Source organism: Sinorhizobium fredii (assembly GCF_002944405.1).
In the GTDB taxonomy this organism is placed as follows: domain Bacteria; phylum Pseudomonadota; class Alphaproteobacteria; order Rhizobiales; family Rhizobiaceae; genus Sinorhizobium; species Sinorhizobium fredii_C.
In genome coordinates this window covers 2,388,628-2,407,634 of sequence record NZ_CP024307.1, presented here as the reverse complement: position 1 = coordinate 2,407,634, position 19,007 = coordinate 2,388,628, and the positions used below count along the sequence as shown (strand labels likewise).

Genomic DNA, 19,007 nt, shown 5'->3' with positions numbered 1-19,007 from the left:
TCGGGCAACAATACCCTGATTCGGAATTTAAACCGAAAGAACGATGGTTGTCAGGTTTAGTAATACGAAATTGAGGCTTTTCTGAACGGCCGAGGCCGCGCACCTCTCGCGAAGGCGCGAGCGGCGCGGCCGGATGTCCGGATTAAATCGGTCCGCCGTATGCTACTGCATGTATCCTTAAATCGAACTCGATTTAAGGACACAGACATGCAGCAACTCAAAGTGCTACAGCGACCTTTGCGCGTCTGATAAGACGCGCGGCGCTGCAGAGTGTGCAAGTTAACCGCGCTCAGCGCCGCGATATTCAAGCTTCGGATACCAATCGGCGCCGCGGCCTTCGGGCGTCGTGTCGAGCAGGTGCCACAACGGATCGGGGTCGGGTGCATCGCGCGGGTCCTGGCCAGGATCGGCCATTTCGCCGCTCATCTCGCCGCTCCAGAAATGCCGGATCGTACCGTCCCGGCGGGTGAAGACCGTGTAGCCGGGGACGTCCGCGTCCTCGGCGCTGACATAATCGCGGGTAAAGCTCCCCTCGCTATCGGAATAGACCTTCAGCTGGGTCCAGCCGCGCGCCTTCTTGGCCTCGAGGAGCCGCTCGATCGGTGATCGGGCGACCATCGCCAGAGCGATGCGTTGTTCGATGTCCGGCACTTTTCCCTCCCAGGCGGCCATGAGTGAGGTGCACATGGGGCAGGGCTTTTCGCGCTTCGGGCCGAACATGTAGCTGTAGATGATGAGCGTGTCCTTGTCCCCGAAGAGGTCGTCGAGCGTCACAGGACCGTTCTCACTTTCGAAAACGTAGGTCCGTGGCACTTCGCCACCCGGCGGCAGTTGCCGGCGTTGCGCGGCGACGCGTTCGATATGGCGGCGGAGTTCGATTTCCTCGGCGAGCAAAGCGTTGCGTGCCCGACGATACTCCGCACTCTCGTTCGGGAAGCGGGCGCGGTTCCTTGCGGCGAGTTCCGTTGCCGGGACGAGTGGGGCCTGCGTCGTCATGGTGCTCTCCTCCTTGAATGCTGCGGTTGATAACGTTGATCTCAACATATTTACGCGGTGTCAAAACTTCGCGACGAAGCCGTGCAAAGGCCGTTTCCGGTCTTGCAAAATCTGCGGTAGAACTGCGACGATCGGTTTGGTCGCCGACACCCGCCTTCCAGCTGTCGCTTTGAAAGTTTCAATATGCCCGCAAAGCTCTCCGTGAATCTCAATGCCATCGCCATGCTGCGCAACCGGCGCGATCTTCCATGGCCCTCCGTGACCGGGCTCGGCCGGATCGCGCTTCAGGCGGGGGCGAGCGGACTGACCGTGCATCCGCGTCCCGACCAGCGGCACATCCGCTTTTCCGACCTGCAGCCGATCCGCGACCTGATCGACGACGAATTCGCGGGCGCGGAGTTCAACATGGAAGGCTATCCCAACGAGGAGTTCCTGCAACTCGTCGAGCGAAACGAACCGGAACAGGTGACGCTGGTGCCTGATGATCCGGCGCAGGCGACTTCCGACCACGGCTGGGACTTTCGCGAGAACCAGGCTCTGCTCGGCAAGGTCGTCGGGCGTCTCAAGAAGAAGGGCTTCCGCGTGTCGCTGTTTGCCGATGGGGATCCGGACGCCGAAGCGCTGAAAATCGCCAAGGAGACCGGGGCGGACCGCATCGAACTCTATACAGGGCCCTACGGCGGCTGCCACGACGATCCGGAGAAGGCCGAGCGGATCGCCGGCGAGCTCGGCCGCACGGCCGCGATCGCAATCGATCTCGGCCTCGCCGTCAATGCGGGGCACGACCTGACCGTCGCCAACCTGCCGCGGCTCGCCAAGCATATCCCGGCGCTTGCCGAGGTCTCGATCGGCCACGGCCTGACGGCCGACGCGCTGCAATACGGCATGGCCGAGACCGTGCGCCGCTTCCGCCGCGCCTGCGGGGAAGCCCTGTAAGCGGTCCACCGCATCGTAACGAGTTCGAGGCCCGCGGATTTATCCGCTTGGGTGCCGGTAACCGCGTGCTTGCCCAACAAGCGCTTCCATGCAATATCCATACATTACGACGGAGGTTTGCATGGGTGGAAACCGCGAGGGCCTTTCATGGGTGCCGGTGCTCGGCAAGGCCCGGGGGCCGCTCTACCTCGACATCGCCGACCAGATCGCTGCCGACAGCGCGGCGGGGCGGCTGGCGGCCGGGACACGCTTGCCGCCGCAGCGGGCGCTCGCGGCCGCCCTTGGCATCGATTTCACGACGGTGAGCCGCGCCTATAACGAGGCAAGGCGTCGCGGTTTGATCGAAGGCCGCGTGGGGCAAGGGACCTATGTGCGGGCGCGGCCGAGAGGCACGGGCCGTTCGTCTCCGGGCGGACTCGTCGACATGAGCATGAACCTGCCGCCGCTTTTCGATGGTCCGGCGCTTGCGGAACGAATGTGGCGCGATATCGCCGACGTGCAGCACGAGCAGGGTGTCGCTCTGCTGATGCGCTATCAACCCGTCGGTGGTGCCCGGGAAGACCGGGCGGCGGGGACGGCTTGGCTGAAGCCGCGGCTCGGCGAGGTGTCGCCGGAGCGGGTGCTGGTTTGCCCCGGGGCGCAAGGCGCGCTGCTTGCCGTCCTTGGCCTACTGGTGGCGAAGGGCGACATGATCTGTGCCGAGGCGCTCACCTATCCAGGTCTTCGTTCCGTGGCGGCCTATCTCGGCATCGAGGTTCTGGGCGTTGACATGGACGAAGAGGGCCTCGTACCGGAGGCCTTCGAGGCCGTGTGCCGCGAGCAGCGGCCCAAGGCTCTCTATTGCAATCCGACACTGCACAATCCAACAACCGCTACGCTGCCGTTGAAAAGGCGCGAGGCGATCGTCGCCATTGCGCGCAGACACGGCGTCGCCATCGTCGAGGACGACGCCTATGGGGCATTGCCCGCAACGCCGGTGCCGCCGCTTGCGGCGCTCGCACCCGACCTCGTCTATCATGTGGCGGGGCTTGCCAAATGTCTCTCGCCGGCCCTGCGGATCGCCTATCTGGTCGTGCCGAATCCGATAGCGGCCGGTCGCCTGGAGAGCGCCATCCGGGCGACGGCCGGAATGGCCTCGCCGCTTTCTGCGGCGGTTGCTACGCGTTGGATCGAGGAGGGGACGGCGAAAGCGGTGCTGTCCGCCATACGAAGCGAGGCGGGGCGGCGCCAGAAGATGGTTTCCGTCAGCCTGCCGGGCGCCGATGTTCTCAACGACCGCGAGGGCTTTCATCTGTGGCTGAGATTGCCGCCCCATTGGAGCCGCGGCGAGTTTGCCGCCCGGCTCAGGGCGGCGGGTATCGGTATCGTTGCGAGCGATGCCTTCGCGCTTTTGGAGCCGCCGGAGGCGGTGCGTCTCGGCCTTGGCGCGCCGGAGACGCAGGCTGATCTGCAGCGAAGCCTTGACGTCATTTCCGAACTTCTCGCACAATCGCCCGCGGCGCTCAATCTCGTTGTCTGAGGACGCACTGCGTTTTTCTCGTGGCGTGCCTTTCGTCGTAAGCGGGCCGAATTGTCGCAGATGCGGATGCATACAATACCAGGAGTGTATGCTATGTATGCTCATGAGGGAGGCCTGTGGCAGTGCTGTGGAACGTCGGTCTCCATTCGCGGTTTGCCCACGCGCCCGAAGAGAATCTTGGAAAGGAAGAATGATGTCTTCAACCAATGAGTGGCCGCCCCTGTCGCCGCTCCATACGGGCCTCCGTGGCCGCTGCCCGCGCTGCGGGCAGGGGCATCTGTTCCAGGGATTTTTGAAGCTCCGGCCAGAATGCGAGGTCTGCGGCCTCGACTATTCCTTCGCCGACCCTGCCGACGGCCCCGCCTTCTTCGTCATTTGCTTTGCCTGCGTGCCGAGCGTGTTTCTCGGCGTCTGGCTGGAAGTGCAATACAGTGCGCCGCTTTGGGTGCATCTGCTCGTCACCGGGCCCTTCATGCTGTTGACCTGTATTCCGCCGCTAAGGCCGCTGAAAGGCTGGCTGGTCGCCAGCCAGTTCTTCTACAAGGCCGAAGAGGGCAAGCTGGTGCGCAAGCCAATTGCAACGCCCGCTGATGCGAAGGAAGGGCAGCGGGCGGCTTAAGCGTTCACCCCGGATTCCCCTGGTCCAGATTGTGCTGCCATTCGATGGCGTCTTCCAGCCGATCGTGACCCCAAAACAGCTCGCCATCCGCCACGAAGGAGGGCGTACCGAAGATGCCGATCTCCTACGCCTCCTGAGTGGCGGCGTCTAGCGCCTCGGCGGCCGCCCGTGTGCTCGCCTCCTCCAGCACGCGAGCAGGGTCTTGCCCCGCTTCCTTGATGCTCGCCGAGAGGTTTGGCTCGCTCCCGGCCGGCTCGCGGTCGACGAACCAGCGCCGGTAGGCGGCGATGGCATAGGCGGGGCACCAGCCAGGGTGGCGGATGCGGGCTTCGAGCAAAGACTGACGACGGGCTGGGCATGGAGGGCCCGGGTCGGGACGCCGGGCCGATCGCCATCGCGGCGATTGCTACTGAACGAGCGCAGGCTTGTTTGCTGCGAGGAAGGCCGGCAGCCCGACCGGGGTTCTGCCGGTCAAGATGGCGACGTCATCGGTCACCAGGTCGAAATGACCTTCGCGCGTATTGGTGTCGAAGGAGACGAGGATCGGCACGAAGAAGTCCGGCAGCCCGGCTCCCTTGAGCCCGCCCGCCAGAGCCTCGTCGGAAATCTGGACGACCTCGAGCGGCTTGCCGGTGGCTTCGGCGACGAGGCCGGCGATCTCTGCGGTCGTCATCGCCTCTGTTCCGGTTAGCGTATAAATGCGGCTTTCCGTCGAAGCTGCTTCCAGCGCGGCGGCAGCGGCCTTGGCGAGATCGTCGCGCGCCACATGCGAGATCCGGCCTTCACCCGCCGACGAGAACCATTGGCCCGTCTGAAGCGCATGCGGCAGCGCCAGGAACAGGTTTTCCATGTACCAGGCATTGCGCAGGATCGTATAGGGAATGCCGCTTGCCTTGATGGCGTTTTCGGTGCCGAGATGGTCGGCGGCAAATGGAATGACCGAGGTTTCAGGGTTGGGCATGGACGTGTAGAGGATGTGCTTGACGCCCGCCTTCCTGGCGGCTTCGACGGCGGCGAGATGCTGCTTCAGCCGCTTGCCCGGCTCGTCAAGCGTGTCGGTCGAGATGATGAGGATCCGGTCGGCGCCGGCAAAGGCCTTTTCGAGTGAGGCCGGATCGTCGAAATTGGCGGCGCGGGTCTCTACGCCCTTGGCGGCGTAATCGGCGAGCTTGGCGGTATCGCGGCTGGTGGCGATGATGTCGGCAGGCTTCGTCTTGCCGGAGGCGAGAAGCGCATCGAGGACGAGTTTGCCGAGCTGACCTGCAGCGCCGGTTACGAGCAATCTCTGGGACATGATCTTCCTTTCACTTTGCTTTCCAGCTCCGCAATGCCTCGACCGGCCGATGTCGAATGCTGGTCTCTTTTTGAGAGTTGCTCTTATCCCGTAATCTGCTAAGAGCTGTAAAGGAGGCAGTTTTTTCTGCGAAGGTTACGGAAAGGGTACCGCCATGAACAAGGCGACCGGCAAGGTGAAGGGGAAGCGCGTCGCCCTAGTCGGCGGCGTGCCGCTCGACATCGACGACTGCCCGGTGCGGGATGTGATGGACAATATCGGCGGCAAATGGAATTCGCTGATGATCCTGTCGCTCGCCGACGGCCCGCTGCGCTTTTCGCAACTGCGCCGGCTGATCCCGGACATTTCCCAGCGGATGCTGACGCAGACGCTGCGCGATCTACAGCGTGACGGCTATTTGAGCCGCACCGTCTATCCGACACAGCCGCCGAGCGTGGAATACGGCCTCACCGATCTCGGCCGATCGTTTCTGACGATTTTGAGGCCGTTCGTCGACTGGTCACTCGAAAATCACGAGGCGATCCGCAACGCGCGGGCGGAGTATGACGCCGCCATCTAGGCGGCACCGAGGCTCAGGCGGCGCGGCTCACATTCCGCGAGTTCAGCGAGAACTCGACGGCGGCTGCGGCGTGGATGGCTGTGGAATCGAAGCCGGGCAAGGGCAGGTTTGCCGGATCAAGGATCAGGCAGATCTCGGTGCAGCCGAGGATGACGGCGTCGGCGCCATCCGCCTTTGCCTTCTCGATCAGCGCCACCAGCGCTTGACGCGACGTGTCCAGCACCTTGCCAGCGCAGAGTTCGTCGAAAATCACTCCGTGGGTCAGCGTACGTCCGTCTGCATCCGGCACGACCACGTCGATGCCGTGCGCCTTCATCCGCTCGGCATAGAAGCCGTGCTCCATCGTGTAGCGGGTGGCGAGCAGCAGCGGCCGGCGACTCCCGGCGGCCTTGAGACGAAGTGCGGTCTCGTCGATGATGTTGATCAGCGGGATCTCGACGGAAGCGGCAACCGCGTCGGCGATCAGGTGCATGGTGTTGGTGCAGATCAGCACGCAGTCGGCTCCGCCGGATTGAAGTGCGCGCGCGACCTCGGACAGGCGCCGGGCGGCCTCGTCCCAGCGGCCGGCCTTCTGCAGGTCGACGATTTTCTGGAAGTCGACGGAATGGAGCAGCACCTCGGCCGAATGCAACGCGCCCAGCCGCTCGCGAACCGCCTCGTTGACCATCCGGTAATAGACCGCCGAACTTTCGAAGCTCATGCCGCCGATGAGGCCGATCTTGCGCATTTCCATCAACTCGCTCCCTTTTTGCATCCAATTGCTGGAACTGAAGCCGAAAGGGCGCGTTGCCACTTTCCTATCTCGATCCAGCCGTAAGATTATGGCGCGACTCGGGTTGGATTTGTTTGCTTTGAGGGCTATCTAAAAGAGAATCATCAATAGGTTTTTGCGTCATTTCTTCAGTTCATGCAAGATTCAGGCGTCGTTGTGGCATAGAGTGAGGAGTAAGGGGCGTGCTGGATGAGAGGGACCGAAAGCTGCTCACGCTTCTGCAGGAAGATGCGAGCGTTGCGATGGGCGATCTCGCCGAGCGGGTAAACCTTTCCTTGTCCGCTTGCTCGCGCCGCATTCAGCGGCTGGAAGAGGCCGGCTATGTGTCCAGGCGCATCGTCGTTCTCGATCGCGAGAAGATGGGCGTGCCCACGACGGTCTTCGCGCTCATCAAGACTGCGCATCACTCCGATGAGTGGATTGAGACGTTCCGGCGCGCAATCAGCGACATTCCCGAAATCGTCGAGGCGCACCGGTTGACCGGCAACTACGATTACATCGTCAAGGTTGTCCTGCCGCGGGTCGAGCAATATGACATGGTCTACAAGCAGATCGTCCGAAAGGTGGAGCTTTTCGACGTTACCGCCTCGATCTCCATGGAAGTGCTGAAAAGCGGCACGGCGGTTCCGGTCCGTTACGCTGAGTAGGATGCTGCGGCGCGGGCATGGCGTGTCGGAAGCGCCGGTGTAATTTTGGATTTATCCAGCGAACGAGGCAGCGACGATGCAGGAAAGACATCACGTGGTGGTCGTGGGCGGCGGCTTCGGCGGGTTGCAACTGGTGCATGACCTCAAGGGCGCGCCGGTCCGCATCACGCTCATCGATCGGCGCAACCACCATCTCTTTCAGCCGCTGCTCTACCAGGTCGCGACCACCATTCTTGCGACCTCCGAGATTGCCTGGCCGATCCGTCATCTCTACCGCGATCGACCGGAGGTTACGACCCTGCTCGGCGAGGTGCAGGGCATCGACAGGGCGGAAAGGGCCGTGCGGCTGTCGAGCGGCCAGGCCATCCACTACGACACGCTGGTGCTCGCGACCGGCGCGACCCACGCCTATTTCGGCCATGACGAATGGGCCGCGGTCGCACCCGGGCTGAAGACGCTCGAGGATGCGACGACCATTCGCCGACGCGTGCTGCTCGCATTCGAGCAGGCGGAAGTCGAGGACGACCCTGCGAGGCGCGATGCACTGTTGACCTTCACGATCATCGGTGCCGGTCCGACAGGCGTGGAACTTGCCGGTATCATTGCCGAAATGGCGCACCGAACCTTGCCGGACGAGTTCCGCCGCATCGATACGCGTCAGGCCCGCGTGGTCCTCGTCGAGGCGGGGCCGCGCATCCTGCCGGCCTTCGCGGAAGAGCTTTCCGCCTATGCTATGGCCGCACTCGCGAAGCTCGGCGTCGAGGTGCGCACCGGAACGCCGGTGACGGACTGTACGGCGGACGGGGTCAAGATCGGCGACAGTTTCGTGCCAAGCTGCACGCTCGTCTGGGCGGCGGGCGTTCAGGCGTCTCCAGCCGCCCAGTGGCTCGGGATCGAGGCGGATCGTGCGGGCCGGGCGATGGTTGATCCTGACCTCACCGCACCGGGCAACGCGGACGCCTTCGTGATCGGCGACACCGCCGCGGTCAAGCAGGAGAATGGTATGCCGGTGCCGGGCATTGCGCCCGCTGCCAAGCAGCAGGGCGCCTATGTGGCCCGGGTGATCCGCGCCCGTCTCACCGGCCGGCCTTCTCCGGGCCCTTTCCGCTACCGCCACCAGGGAAGCCTAGCCACGATCGGCAAGCGGGCCGCAATCATCGACTTCGGCAGGATAAAGCTCAAAGGCGGCCTTGCCTGGTGGATCTGGGGCATCGCTCACATCTACTTCCTGATCGGCACCCGCAGCCGTTTCGCCGTGGCCTGGAGCTGGTTGTGGATCTATCTGAGCGGTCAGCACAGCGCGCGCCTGATTACGCAAAAGGAAACGATGCGCGGGGAGGGATAGCCTTGGGTTGCAAAACGATCGCTGCCAATGCAACCTGACTGCCCGACGTAACAACGAGTGCCGATGGTCAACGCCTCCGAAAGCATCGAAATCGACAGCTCCCTTGTCAGGCGGCTGATCGCGGCTCAGTTTCCGCAGTGGGCGGACCTGCCGGTGCGACCGGTCCGGCATGGCGGCTGGGACAACCGGACCTTTCATCTTGGCGATGATCTCTCCGTTCGTCTGCCGAGTGCCGCGTCCTATGCGCTGCAGGTCGAGAAGGAACAGCGCTGGCTGCCGCAGCTGGCAGCGCACCTGCCGCTGCCGATTCCGGCGCCCGTCGCGATGGGGCGGCCGGGCGAAGGTTATCCCTGGCCTTGGTCCGTCTATCGATGGCGCTATGGCGAGATCGCCACGCATGCTCCGATCGCCGATCTGCCGGCCTTCGCGGCGACGCTCGGCGAATTTCTCGCCGCCCTGCAGCGGATCGACGCCGATGGAGGGCCGTCACCGGGGCAGCACAATTTCTTCCGGGGCGGTCCGCTGACCGTCTACGACCACGAAACGCGCTGGGCTCTCGATGCACTTGAAGGTCAAATCGACACAAATGCGACGCGCTCTGTCTGGGAGGCGGCGCTTGCCGCCAGCTGGACGGGAAACCCGGTCTGGTTCCATGGCGATGTCAGTTCCGGCAACCTGCTCGTCGAAGGCGGCTGTCTCACCGCCGTCATCGATTTCGGCACGTCCGGCGTCGGCGATCCCGCCTGCGATCTCTCGATTGCCTGGACGATGTTCAGCGGCGATAGCCGCGAGGCGTTTCGTGCGGCACTTCCTCTCGACCGGGGAACCTGGGCGCGCGGCCGCGGCTGGACCCTGTGGAAGGCCATGATCGTTGCAGCCGAGATGCCGGGCACCGATCGTCTCGAAGTCGAAAAGTCGCGGCGCGTGATTGCCGAAGTGCTCGCCGATCACCTGCGGTACGGTTGATGGGTTTAGCCGGAGGCGCGCGGAGCCTGGCCGCACCAGCTTGCCGGCCGGCTGGTGCGCTTTCTCACCAGCCCCTCGGAAAGGAGGAGGTCTCCCAGCGACCTGCCGCCTCTCATGACGACGCGGGGCTTGCCCGCCTCCTCGTCGGCGAATCCGCCCGATGAAGCGACCAGTGTGAATTCCCCGGCGTTCAGTACTTCACGCAGTCGTGCCTTGGCATAGGAACCGCGCGACCGCTCCGCGTCGCACTTCGCGAGCTTCGTCTCGGGCGCGTCGATATCGGCGATAAGAATTCTTTCTCCGTTGAAGAGGAAAGTGTCGCCGTCGATCACGCAGTTATCGTGGCGAATGCCGCAGAAGAAAAAAGTGTTGCTTCCCGTTTGAACGGAGGCGAGTTGCGCCGGCGGCTGCTGCATCGGCCTGCCGACCGGTGCCGGTGGGACCAATGCCGATTTTGTCGCGACGGTGCCCGCATGCTCCTTCGGACGCGGGGCGATAACGGTCGTCTTTGATCTCTTCTCGGGCGCCTTCTCCGACTTGGAGAGGAACGCGGTCATTTCGCTTTGGTCCAGCCAGTCCCGGAGTTGTTCGCGGTTATCATAGCCAATAATGCCCCCGACAAGAACCGTAGCGGCGAGATACCAGGGCATCATACCGCCCCGGCTGCCTTTCGAGCGTGTGCTGCGTTTCCGTCGCGGGGATTTTGCCTTGGCCATCCGATTCGGTCCTTGATTGCGCGGGCATTATCCTGGCGAGGAGTTGCTGAAAGGTTTCGCGGAGGTCGGGCGGCCTTCGTTTCTGACTTTCCTCAGCAACAAGGGGCGGGCTCCGCCGGAACCCGCCCCTTGTCGATCGTATGTCTCGGTAGCTGCGCTCTATCGGAGGCGAGCGTTGCACGACTTTGATGCGATCGCGCATTAACCGCAATGCGTTAGCGGGTGACGTCGCTTTTACCGGAATTGCCCGGGGTCCCGTCGCCACCGCCGTTCCCATTTCCATTGTTGCCGCCGCCACCGGAGCCACCGCTGCCGCCGCCGCCGGAGCCGCCACCGCCGCTGGAGCCACCGCTGCCGCCAGAGCCGCCACCGCCGCCGCCGGAGCCGCCACCGCCACCGGAGCCACCGCCACCGCCGGAACCGCCGCCACCGCCACTGGAGCCACCGCCGCCGGAGCCGCCGCTACCACCGGACCCGCCACCGCCGCCGGAGCCGCCACCGCCGCCGGAGCCGCCACCGCCAGAGCCGCCACCACCGCCGGAGCCGCCGCTACCACCGGAGCCACCGCCACCGCCGGAGCCGCCGCTGCCGCCAGATCCGCCACCGCCGCCACCGCCGCCGGAGCCACCGCCATCACCGGAGCCACCACCACCGCCGGAGCCACCGCTGCCGCCGGAGCCACCGCTACCGCCGGAGCCACCGCCAGAGCCGCCGCCACCACCGGAGCTACCGCCACCACCGCCGGAGCCGCCACCGCCGGAACCACCGCCACCGCCGGAGCCCCCGCTACCGGAGCCACTACCGCCGGAGCCGGAGCCACCGGAGCCTCCGCTGCCGCTGCCGCGGCTGGCGGTGTCGCTGCGATCATCTCGGCGCGTGTTCTTGCCAATGGTCGCGGTTGACAGAGGCGGGCACATTTTGATTTGCGCAGGAGTAAGAATTTTCGAGCGATTTATCGCAACGCAACACGCTGCAAAGTTGTCTTCTGTCAAAGGGCTGCATTGCGCAGTAGTCATACGTCGACGCTCTACTGCATTCGCATCCGTCGTAACGACGACGGATGCTATCGCGGCCGTAGAGAGAAGGAAGAACGTATGGAAAATCGATCTATGAATTCTTTTCATTACTTAACTCCACGCAAAATATAACTATGAAAATAAATCCAATGATTTACTTAAAGATGTTTGGGGTCAATTTACGAATTATTAGTATGTCGCCATAACATCGCCCTATTCCGGGCTAATCAACCCCGGATTAACCCGTCTGATTTAATCTCTACGTCGGACGCGGGGGACGTTACGCCTGCCGTTGGAGAACACTTCATGAATCGCTTCATCGCGAAGACCGCATTCCTTTTGCTTTTTTTTGCCCCGGCGATCGCTGATGCGGGGACGATCATGAAAACGGCCGGCAAGGCGTTTGCACCGCCGGCCTTCGCTTCGTTCTGCTCGCGCGAACCGCAGTTGTGCAGGACCGATGGTGGGCAAAAGGCTGTTGTCCTTCGCTCAGACAAGGCCAGTGAACTTCAGCAGGTCAACAGCGCCGTCAACGCTCGTATTAAAGAACGCAGCGACCGCGCGAATGTCGGCAGAGACGACGACTGGCGCGTGCCGACGACCTACGGAGATTGCGAGGATTTTGCGATTTTGAAGAAGCGCGAGCTCCTCAAGCGCGGCTGGCCGGCTTCCGCATTGTTGCTGACAGTCGCCCGTTATCACGGCGATGGCCATACGGTGCTGACTGTCCGCACCAGTGAAGGCGATCTTGTGCTCGACAATCTGACCAACTCTGTCAGGGACTGGTCGCGCACGCCCTACGATTATTTCGCCCGCCAGTCGCAATCAAACGGTAGCCGCTGGGAGCGGATCGCCGGAGCACAGCAGATCTGACGGGCACCGTCCGGTGCAGTGACACGCTCTTCAATCGGCACTCAGCGCCACGGCGGGCTGCAGGCGTGAGGCATTGCGGGCCGGCAGGAAACCGAAAAGCAGGCCCGTCAAAAAGGCGCAGGCAAAGGCCAGCGCCACCGGACCGGCGGTGAAGCTGACGGGCATGCCGAAGGTGCGGGCGACGTAAGCGGTGCCGAGGCCGGCAACGATGCCGATCGCGCCGCCGATGGCGGAGACGACCAGCGCCTCGACGATGAATTGGACGAGTATGTCTCGCTGGCGGGCGCCGGTCGCCATGCGCACGCCGATTTCGCGGGTTCGCTCGCTGACGCTGACCAGCATGATGTTCATCACCCCGATGCCGCCCACGAGAAGCGATATCGCTGCAACGGAGCCGAGGAAGAGCTTCATCGTGTTCGAGGTCTCGGTGAAGGCCTCGCGCACGGAGGACATGTTGGTGATCTGCGTGTCTTCCTTCTTGTGGCGCTCGTTGAGCAGGGCCTGGATGCGTTCCTGAGTCAGGTCGATGGCCGCGGCGTCCTTCACCTTGACGGTGATGGTGCGGATGTTGCGCTGGCCGAATATGCGCATGCTGCCGGTGGTGAGCGGCACGAGGACGACGTCGTCCTGATCGTTGCCGCCGGCGCTGGCGCCCATTTCGCTCATCACGCCGATCACCTGGAAGGGGATCTTGTTGACGAGCACAAATTGACCGATCGGATCGGAGCCGTCGGGGAAGAGCGTCCTCACCACCGTTTGGCCGAGGACCGTGACTGGCGCATAGCCCTCCATGTCGTCGCGGTTGATGAACTCCCCGCGTCCGATCGGCCAGGATTTCGCTGCCGTGAACTGCGGCACGGTTCCGTTGGCGGTCGTCTGATAGTCGATATTGCCGCGCCTGAGCGTCACGGTACTCGTCATCTCCGGAACGGCGAAGGCGACATTCGGCAGTTCGAGGATGGCGTCGGCATCCGCCGGTACGAGCGTGACGTTGCTGCCGCCGGCGCTGCCGCGGAAATTGGCCATGCTGGGGCGCACCAGCAAGAGGTCGGAGCCCATGGAGGAAATGCGGCTCAGCACCGAATCCTGCGCGCCGGTGCCGATCGCCAGCATGGCGACGACGGAGCCGACACCGATGACGATGCCGAGCAGTGTCAGGATCGTGCGGAACAGGTTTGCCCGCAGCGCCCGCATCGCCATCTTGACCGCTTCCGAGACGTCGGCGAGCGCGGCAAGGCCCTCGCGCGTGCGCTGCGCAAGGCCGAAAGCCGCTTCCGGATTGCTCCGGCCCTTCTTGGCGCGATCGGAGATAATGCGGCCGTCGCGGATCTCGATCAGCCGGTCGGCCTGTTCCGCCACCTCGCGCGAATGGGTGATGACGACGATCGTGTGGCCCTTGTCGTTCATCTCGCGCAGGAGCGCCATCACGTCGCGACCGCTCTGGCTGTCGAGCGCACCGGTGGGTTCGTCGGCAAGGATGACGCGGCCGCCGTTCATCAGGGCGCGGGCGATCGAGACGCGCTGCTGCTGCCCGCCGGAAAGCTGGCTTGGCCGGTGGTCGAGCCGCTCACCGAGGTTGAGCGATCTCAACAGCGCCTCGGCACGCTCGCGCCGGCCATGGGCCGGCACACCGGCATAGACGGCGGGCACCTCGACATTCTCCTGGGCGCTCGCGGTCGGGATCAGGTTGTAGGCCTGGAAGACGAAGCCGAAGGTGCGCCGGCGCAACGCTGCGAGCTCGTCGCCGTTGAAGCCGGAGATCCTTTCGCCTTCGATCAGGTATTCGCCCGCGGTCGGCTGGTCGAGGCAGCCGAGAATATTCATCAAGGTCGATTTGCCGGAGCCGGACTGACCAATGATCGCCACGAACTCGCCCGCCTCGATGTCGAGCGAGATATCATGGAGGACCTCGACGGCGAGGTCGCCGTTGAAATAGGTCTTGCTGACGTTCCGGAGCGAGATGAGGGGCTGCATCGGCGTTTTCAGAACATCGGCGGCATGCGCATGCCGCGCGTTCGCGTGCTGCGCTGGCTGCTGCCGGACGAACCTGAATCCGAGTCGACGACGACGCTCTCCCCCTCCTTCAGGCCGCTGACGATCTCCGCGCTGACGCGATTGCGGATGCCGACTTCGACCGGGCGGGTTTCGGTGGCGCCCGACCGGGTAAGCACGGTCACTTCGGTCCCCGGTTTGCCTCCACCATCGCCGCGCGCCGTGCGGATGGCGGCGCTGGGCACGACAAGAACGTCCTTGGCGGCAGCCTCGACGAAGAAGACCTGGGCGCTCATCGACATCATCAGTTCGCCGGTCGGATTGGGAACGTCGAAGAGCGCGTAATAGAGGACGACGTTGTTTTCCGTGTCCGGCATCGGCTGGATCTGCCGCAGCTTGCCGGTGAAGCGCTTGCCCGGCTGGCCGAGCAGGGTGAAATAGGCGTCCATGCCGATTTTCAGCTTGCCGACGTCGGCTTCCGACACCTGGGCCTTGACGGTCATCGTCGAGAGATCGGCGATCGTGACGATCGTCGGCGTCGTCTGGTTGGCATTGAGGGTCTGGCCTTCCTTGGCCGGATTGGCGACGATCGTGCCGGCCATCGGCGCGTAGATCTTGGTGTAGCCGAGATCGACCTTGTCGCCGGCGAGCGTTGCCTTCTGCTTGCGGATCTGCGCCTCGATCGCCTTTACGTCGGCTTGAGCGGCGGTGTGATCCGCGATTGCCTGGTCGAGCGTCGATTGGGAAACGCTCTTCGTCGCGACGAGACTGCGCTGCCGCTCGATATTCGCTTCCTTCAGCACGAGTTGGGCCTTCGTCGAGACAAGCTGAGCTTCCAGGTTGGCAAGCTCCGCCTGGTCGATCTCGATCCTGTTTTCGATCGAGGCGGGATCGATTTCGGCGACGAGCTGGTTGGCCTCGACCTTGTCGCCAATCTCGACATGCAGCGACTTCAGCTGGCCGGAGACCTGCGCACCGGCATCGACAGATTTGATCGCATCGAGCGTGCCGACGGCGGTGACGCTGTCTTCAATGTCGCCGCGGGTCACGGCTTGCGTGATCATCGCGGTCTCGGGCTGCGCGCCGTATTGGCTCCAGGCATAATAGCCGGCGCCGAGCACAGCGATTAGAACCGGCACGGCGAATACCAGGCGCCAGCGTCGCTTGCGGCGGACGGGTAGGGCCGGGCTCGGCATCAGGGTGACGTTCGGCGCCGCAGCCGGCGCTTCCTGTCTGATCGTCTTCGCTGTCTTGCTCATCGGCACAATGGCTTTCCGCCGGCGGATTTTCTCCTTTCAAAATAAAGGCGAACGGGGCGAGGGAACAGCGTCGGGATCATTATATTTTCGTAATCATTTACCGCTGCCGGGGCAGGTCGATGCTGCAATCCGACAATGTTGATAGCAGGAGCCTGTTTCGCATCGGCAGAATTGGGCTTGACGGCCAGCGACCATCTCACTAAAACGGCGAACCGTACCGTACGGTACTGATGGAGCGGCAGCGAAGTGCAAGGCGTCGAAACGATCAAGCGGAGCAGTAGCGGAAGCGGCCTGACGGAGCGTCAGGGTGCCGTGCTCGAACAGGCGCTGCGTCTGCTTGTCGATGGCGGCGAGCGAGCGCTGACCACCGCCGGCGTTGCGCGCGCGGCGAACTGCTCCAAGGAGAGCCTCTACAAGTGGTTCGGCGACCGCGACGGGCTGCTTTCGGCGATGATCGCCTTCCAGGCAAGCAAAGTCAGGACGCTCGACGTTTCTGGCGGGGTGCTGGACGCGGCAAGCCTCAAGGCGCATCTTGTCGCCTTTGCCAAGGACCTGCTCGACGTGTTGGCAGGCGACGTGTCGCTGGCGCTCAACCGGCTGGCGATCGGCCAGGCAAGCCGCGAGGGCTCCAAGCTCGGCCGTCTGCTCGAGGAGCGCGGGCGCCGGCAGATCGGCCGCAGGGCCGGGGCACTGCTCGAGGCGGGCCGCAAGGCGGGTTTTCTTGCCTTCGGCGATGCGGAGGAGGCCTATGGCGCCCTCTATGGGCTGGTCGTCTCCGACTGGCATTTGCGCATGCTGCTCGGCGAGGATCCGGGCGGCCTGAAGAAGAATTTCGGCCTGAGGGCGGAGCGGGCGGTCGACGCCTTTCTCACCCTTTACGGCAGAAAGGTGTAACGGCGGCCGAACTGCGGACCGTCAAAGGGAAACGGACAAGCAAAGGGAAGGAAAGTTCAATGCGCGTCTATTACGATCGTGATGCCGATCTCAACCTCATCAAGTCGAAGAAGGTCGCCATCATCGGCTACGGCTCGCAGGGCCGCGCCCATGCGCTGAACCTCAAAGATTCCGGCGCACAGAATGTCGCCATCGCGCTGAAGGCCGGCTCCGCCACGGCAAAGAAGGCCGAAGCCGACGGGTTCAAGGTCATGACGGTTGCCGAGGCTGCCGCCTGGGCCGACCTGATGATGATGGCGACCCCGGACGAGCTCCAGGCCGACATCTACAAGGCCGAAATCGCCGGCAACATCCGCGACGGCGCGGCGATCGCCTTCGCCCACGGCCTCAATGTTCACTTCGGCCTGATCGAGCCGAAGGCTTCCGTCGACGTCGTCATGATCGCGCCGAAGGGCCCGGGCCACACGGTTCGCGGCGAATACCAGAAGGGCGGCGGCGTACCCTGCCTTGTCGCCGTTCACCAGAACGCTTCCGGCAATGCACTTGACCTCGCGCTCTCCTACGCCTGCGGCGTCGGCGGCGGCCGCTCCGGCATCATCGAAACCAACTTCAAGGAAGAGTGCGAAACCGACCTCTTCGGCGAGCAGGTCGTTCTCTGCGGTGGTCTGGTCGAGCTCATCCGCGCCGGTTTCGAAACGCTGGTCGAGGCCGGCTACGCACCGGAAATGGCCTATTTCGAGTGCCTGCACGAAGTGAAGCTGATCGTCGACCTGATCTATGAAGGCGGCATCGCCAACATGAACTACTCGATCTCCAACACGGCCGAGTGGGGCGAATACGTCACCGGCCCGCGCATCATCACGGAAGAGACCAAGGCCGAGATGAAGCGCGTGCTTAAGGACATCCAGACCGGCAAGTTCACCTCGGAATGGATGCAGGAATATCGTTCGGGTGCTGCCCGCTTCAAGGGTATCCGCCGCGTCAACGACGCCCACCAGATCGAGGAAGTCGGCGCCAAGCTGCGCGGCATGATGCCCTGGATCGGCAAGAACAAGCTGGTCGACAAGGCGAAGAACTAAAGCATTTGCAGTCAGGTGGAATCACCTGACGTCGCACAAATGCGGCAAAAACGATAGAGCGGGGGCGCGAACGAATGTGAGCGCATCTCGCTCTAAAGCCTTACCTCCCAAGGCTGGAGAAGCCGGGGCATCGTGCCTCGGCTTTCTCATTTGCGGTGACGGAACGCGACTGATGGTGCGGCACGAGGCGGCGCAGAATCACATCGGATCTTTGCCCTTCATGGCGTTGGCCATATGGGTTTTGCACTTCTCCTGGTCATTAGCCGCCAAAGCTTCCTTGGCCATGGTCAGCTCTTTCTGCGCCATCTCCTTACGTCCAGAGTCGGTGATCTGACCCACGTCCGTTTCGAGCTTCGTCATGCCCGCCTGATCGCAGACGAGATCGGCCTGGGCGAGAGCCGGGGACACGCAAGCCGCCGAGATCGCGGCTGCAACCAACAGTTTCTTGAACATATGTAACCTCCAATGCCATCGCTTCATGCGATACACGCGGGCCAAACCGCCGTTGGGCGGTTCCGTTCCCAAGGAGGCTGTCAGTCGCGGTAGAAATTGCGGGACCATCGGTGCGACCGCAGCTTCTCGCGCTGTGCTTGCGACAGGCCGCGTCCGTCGCCGATCACGCAGTTGCGCTCGACATTGCGGACCGAGCGCATGCCGGGAATGACTGTCGACACGGCGGGGTGGCTGAGGACGAAGCGGAGTGCTGTTTCTGCGAGCGCGTCGGGTGCGATCTCCAGGTCCTCGACGATCTTTCGGACGCGCTCCTCGACGTCGCGCTTGCGCTCGCCGCGGAAGTAGTTCTGGCGAAAATCGCCTTCCGGGAAAACCGTAGCGGCACGGATCTGGCCGGTCAGGCCGCCCTCGTCGAGCGCGACGCGGACAATAACGCCGACTTTGTGGCGCTCACAGGCTGGGAACAGCTGCTCTTCGGGCGCCTGCTCGAAGATGTTGTAGATCACCTGAACAGTGTCGACCACGCCGCTATCGATCAGCTTCAGGGCATTGTGCGGTTCGTAGTCGTTGATCGAGACGCCGAAAAAGCGGATCTTGCCGTCGCGCTTCAGCCGCTCGACCGCCGCCAGCCAGTCGCCGCGGCCGACCCACTCGTCCGACCAGACATGGAACTGCTGCACGTCGATCGTCTCGATGCCGAGATTGCGCAGGCTCGTCTCGGTCGAGGCGATGACGTGATCGGCCGGAAAGCCGTCCTCGACCGGCGTGCCCGCGCGAGCCGGCCATATCCGGTTCTTCGGCGGGATCTTTGTCGCGACGTGGATGGTCTCCGACCGTGCGCGCAGCAGCTTGCCGACCAGTCTCTCGCTGTGGCCGTCGCCGTAGCCGAGCGCGGTGTCGATGAAGTTCAGACCTAGGTCGATCGCGCGGTTGAGGGCTCGCGCCGACTCCTCGTCCTTGGCGCCCTGCCAGCCGCTATTGCCGATGCCCCAGGCGCCGTAGCCGATTTCGGAGATGCGCAGGCCGGTGCGGCCAAGTGTTCGGTAGTGCATGGCGTTCTCGCTGGGTGTTG

At 63.7% G+C, this 19,007-nt stretch carries 19 protein-coding genes and 1 pseudogene; 10 read left to right on the top strand and 10 right to left on the bottom strand.

Annotated elements, in window-relative coordinates; translation table 11 throughout:
* Window positions 1-279 precede the first annotated feature (279 nt).
* A complete protein-coding gene (locus tag NXT3_RS11875) occupies window positions 280-996 on the bottom strand; it encodes a DUF899 family protein (protein WP_037415748.1) in 717 nt (238 codons plus the stop codon).
* A gap of 183 nt (window positions 997-1,179) precedes the next feature.
* On the opposite strand from NXT3_RS11875, the gene NXT3_RS11870 reads away from it, so the two are divergent.
* The 3 genes from NXT3_RS11870 (at window position 1,180) to NXT3_RS11860 (ending at window position 4,070) form a co-directional block, all read left to right on the top strand.
* Window positions 1,180-1,932, top strand: a complete 753-nt coding sequence (locus NXT3_RS11870; protein ID WP_097538126.1) for a pyridoxine 5'-phosphate synthase — start codon at window positions 1,180-1,182, stop codon at window positions 1,930-1,932.
* Between the two features lie 121 nt (window positions 1,933-2,053).
* On the top strand, window positions 2,054-3,451 hold the full coding sequence (locus tag NXT3_RS11865) for an aminotransferase-like domain-containing protein (protein WP_199773283.1): 1,398 nt from the start codon (window positions 2,054-2,056) through the stop codon (window positions 3,449-3,451).
* A 193-nt stretch (window positions 3,452-3,644) separates the two neighbouring features.
* Complete coding sequence (locus tag NXT3_RS11860; protein WP_037415801.1) at window positions 3,645-4,070, top strand: DUF983 domain-containing protein; 426 nt, start codon at window positions 3,645-3,647, stop codon at window positions 4,068-4,070.
* Window positions 4,071-4,074: 4 nt separating this feature from the next.
* Here the strand turns inward: NXT3_RS11860 and NXT3_RS33245 are convergent.
* Both NXT3_RS33245 and NXT3_RS11850 read right to left on the bottom strand, forming a co-directional pair.
* Window positions 4,075-4,383 (bottom strand): annotated as a pseudogene (locus NXT3_RS33245) (DsbA family protein); the annotation flags it as partial.
* 93 nt (window positions 4,384-4,476) lie between these two features.
* On the bottom strand, window positions 4,477-5,364 hold the full coding sequence (locus NXT3_RS11850; RefSeq protein ID WP_104839383.1) for an SDR family oxidoreductase: 888 nt from the start codon (window positions 5,362-5,364) through the stop codon (window positions 4,477-4,479).
* 154 nt (window positions 5,365-5,518) lie between these two features.
* Between NXT3_RS11850 and NXT3_RS11845 the strand changes: the two genes are divergently transcribed.
* On the top strand, window positions 5,519-5,923 hold the full coding sequence (locus tag NXT3_RS11845; RefSeq protein ID WP_037415781.1) for a winged helix-turn-helix transcriptional regulator: 405 nt from the start codon (window positions 5,519-5,521) through the stop codon (window positions 5,921-5,923).
* A gap of 13 nt (window positions 5,924-5,936) precedes the next feature.
* On the opposite strand, the gene NXT3_RS11840 is transcribed toward NXT3_RS11845, so the two are convergent.
* Entirely contained in the window at window positions 5,937-6,656 is a 720-nt protein-coding gene (locus NXT3_RS11840; protein ID WP_097525385.1) for an aspartate/glutamate racemase family protein, read from the bottom strand.
* Between the two features lie 221 nt (window positions 6,657-6,877).
* On the opposite strand from NXT3_RS11840, the gene NXT3_RS11835 reads away from it, so the two are divergent.
* The 3 genes from NXT3_RS11835 to NXT3_RS11825 all read left to right on the top strand — a co-directional run bounded on the left by NXT3_RS11835 (window position 6,878) and on the right by NXT3_RS11825 (window position 9,653).
* The gene (locus NXT3_RS11835; RefSeq protein WP_014765064.1) at window positions 6,878-7,342 is read left to right on the top strand and encodes an Lrp/AsnC family transcriptional regulator; all 465 of its coding nucleotides are present in this window, start codon (window positions 6,878-6,880) and stop codon (window positions 7,340-7,342) included.
* A 76-nt stretch (window positions 7,343-7,418) separates the two neighbouring features.
* On the top strand, window positions 7,419-8,687 hold the full coding sequence (locus NXT3_RS11830; protein WP_104839382.1) for an NAD(P)/FAD-dependent oxidoreductase: 1,269 nt from the start codon (window positions 7,419-7,421) through the stop codon (window positions 8,685-8,687).
* Window positions 8,688-8,750: 63 nt separating this feature from the next.
* Window positions 8,751-9,653: an aminoglycoside phosphotransferase family protein gene (locus tag NXT3_RS11825; protein ID WP_104839381.1), complete on the top strand. Its 903-nt coding sequence runs from the start codon at window positions 8,751-8,753 to the stop codon at window positions 9,651-9,653.
* 5 nt (window positions 9,654-9,658) lie between these two features.
* On the opposite strand, the gene NXT3_RS11820 is transcribed toward NXT3_RS11825, so the two are convergent.
* Window positions 9,659-10,369 carry a thermonuclease family protein gene (locus tag NXT3_RS11820; protein ID WP_037415798.1) on the bottom strand — a complete coding sequence of 237 codons (711 nt, stop codon included), beginning with the start codon at window positions 10,367-10,369 and terminating at the stop codon, window positions 9,659-9,661.
* 215 nt (window positions 10,370-10,584) lie between these two features.
* On the bottom strand, window positions 10,585-11,286 hold the full coding sequence (locus NXT3_RS33075) for a hypothetical protein (RefSeq protein ID WP_337442158.1): 702 nt from the start codon (window positions 11,284-11,286) through the stop codon (window positions 10,585-10,587).
* 405 nt (window positions 11,287-11,691) lie between these two features.
* Between NXT3_RS33075 and NXT3_RS11810 the strand changes: the two genes are divergently transcribed.
* Entirely contained in the window at window positions 11,692-12,258 is a 567-nt protein-coding gene (locus tag NXT3_RS11810) for a transglutaminase-like cysteine peptidase (RefSeq protein ID WP_037423292.1), read from the top strand.
* Between the two features lie 30 nt (window positions 12,259-12,288).
* On the opposite strand, the gene NXT3_RS11805 is transcribed toward NXT3_RS11810, so the two are convergent.
* Both NXT3_RS11805 and macA read right to left on the bottom strand, forming a co-directional pair.
* Window positions 12,289-14,232, bottom strand: coding sequence for a MacB family efflux pump subunit (locus tag NXT3_RS11805; RefSeq protein WP_104839380.1), 1,944 nt, complete (start codon window positions 14,230-14,232; stop codon window positions 12,289-12,291).
* 8 nt (window positions 14,233-14,240) lie between these two features.
* A complete protein-coding gene (gene macA / locus NXT3_RS11800; RefSeq protein ID WP_104839379.1) occupies window positions 14,241-15,509 on the bottom strand; it encodes a macrolide transporter subunit MacA in 1,269 nt (422 codons plus the stop codon).
* A gap of 246 nt (window positions 15,510-15,755) precedes the next feature.
* Between macA and NXT3_RS11795 the strand changes: the two genes are divergently transcribed.
* Window positions 15,756-16,403: a TetR/AcrR family transcriptional regulator gene (locus NXT3_RS11795; RefSeq protein ID WP_037423301.1), complete on the top strand. Its 648-nt coding sequence runs from the start codon at window positions 15,756-15,758 to the stop codon at window positions 16,401-16,403.
* A 59-nt stretch (window positions 16,404-16,462) separates the two neighbouring features.
* A complete protein-coding gene (gene ilvC, locus NXT3_RS11790; RefSeq protein ID WP_037386668.1) occupies window positions 16,463-17,482 on the top strand; it encodes a ketol-acid reductoisomerase in 1,020 nt (339 codons plus the stop codon).
* A gap of 198 nt (window positions 17,483-17,680) precedes the next feature.
* Here the strand turns inward: ilvC and NXT3_RS11785 are convergent, their stop codons facing one another.
* Together NXT3_RS11785 and NXT3_RS11780 are read right to left on the bottom strand one after the other, a co-directional pair.
* Window positions 17,681-17,935 carry a hypothetical protein gene (locus tag NXT3_RS11785; protein WP_097525035.1) on the bottom strand — a complete coding sequence of 85 codons (255 nt, stop codon included), beginning with the start codon at window positions 17,933-17,935 and terminating at the stop codon, window positions 17,681-17,683.
* 80 nt (window positions 17,936-18,015) lie between these two features.
* Window positions 18,016-18,987: an aldo/keto reductase gene (locus tag NXT3_RS11780; RefSeq protein ID WP_104839378.1), complete on the bottom strand. Its 972-nt coding sequence runs from the start codon at window positions 18,985-18,987 to the stop codon at window positions 18,016-18,018.
* Window positions 18,988-19,007 lie beyond the last annotated feature (20 nt).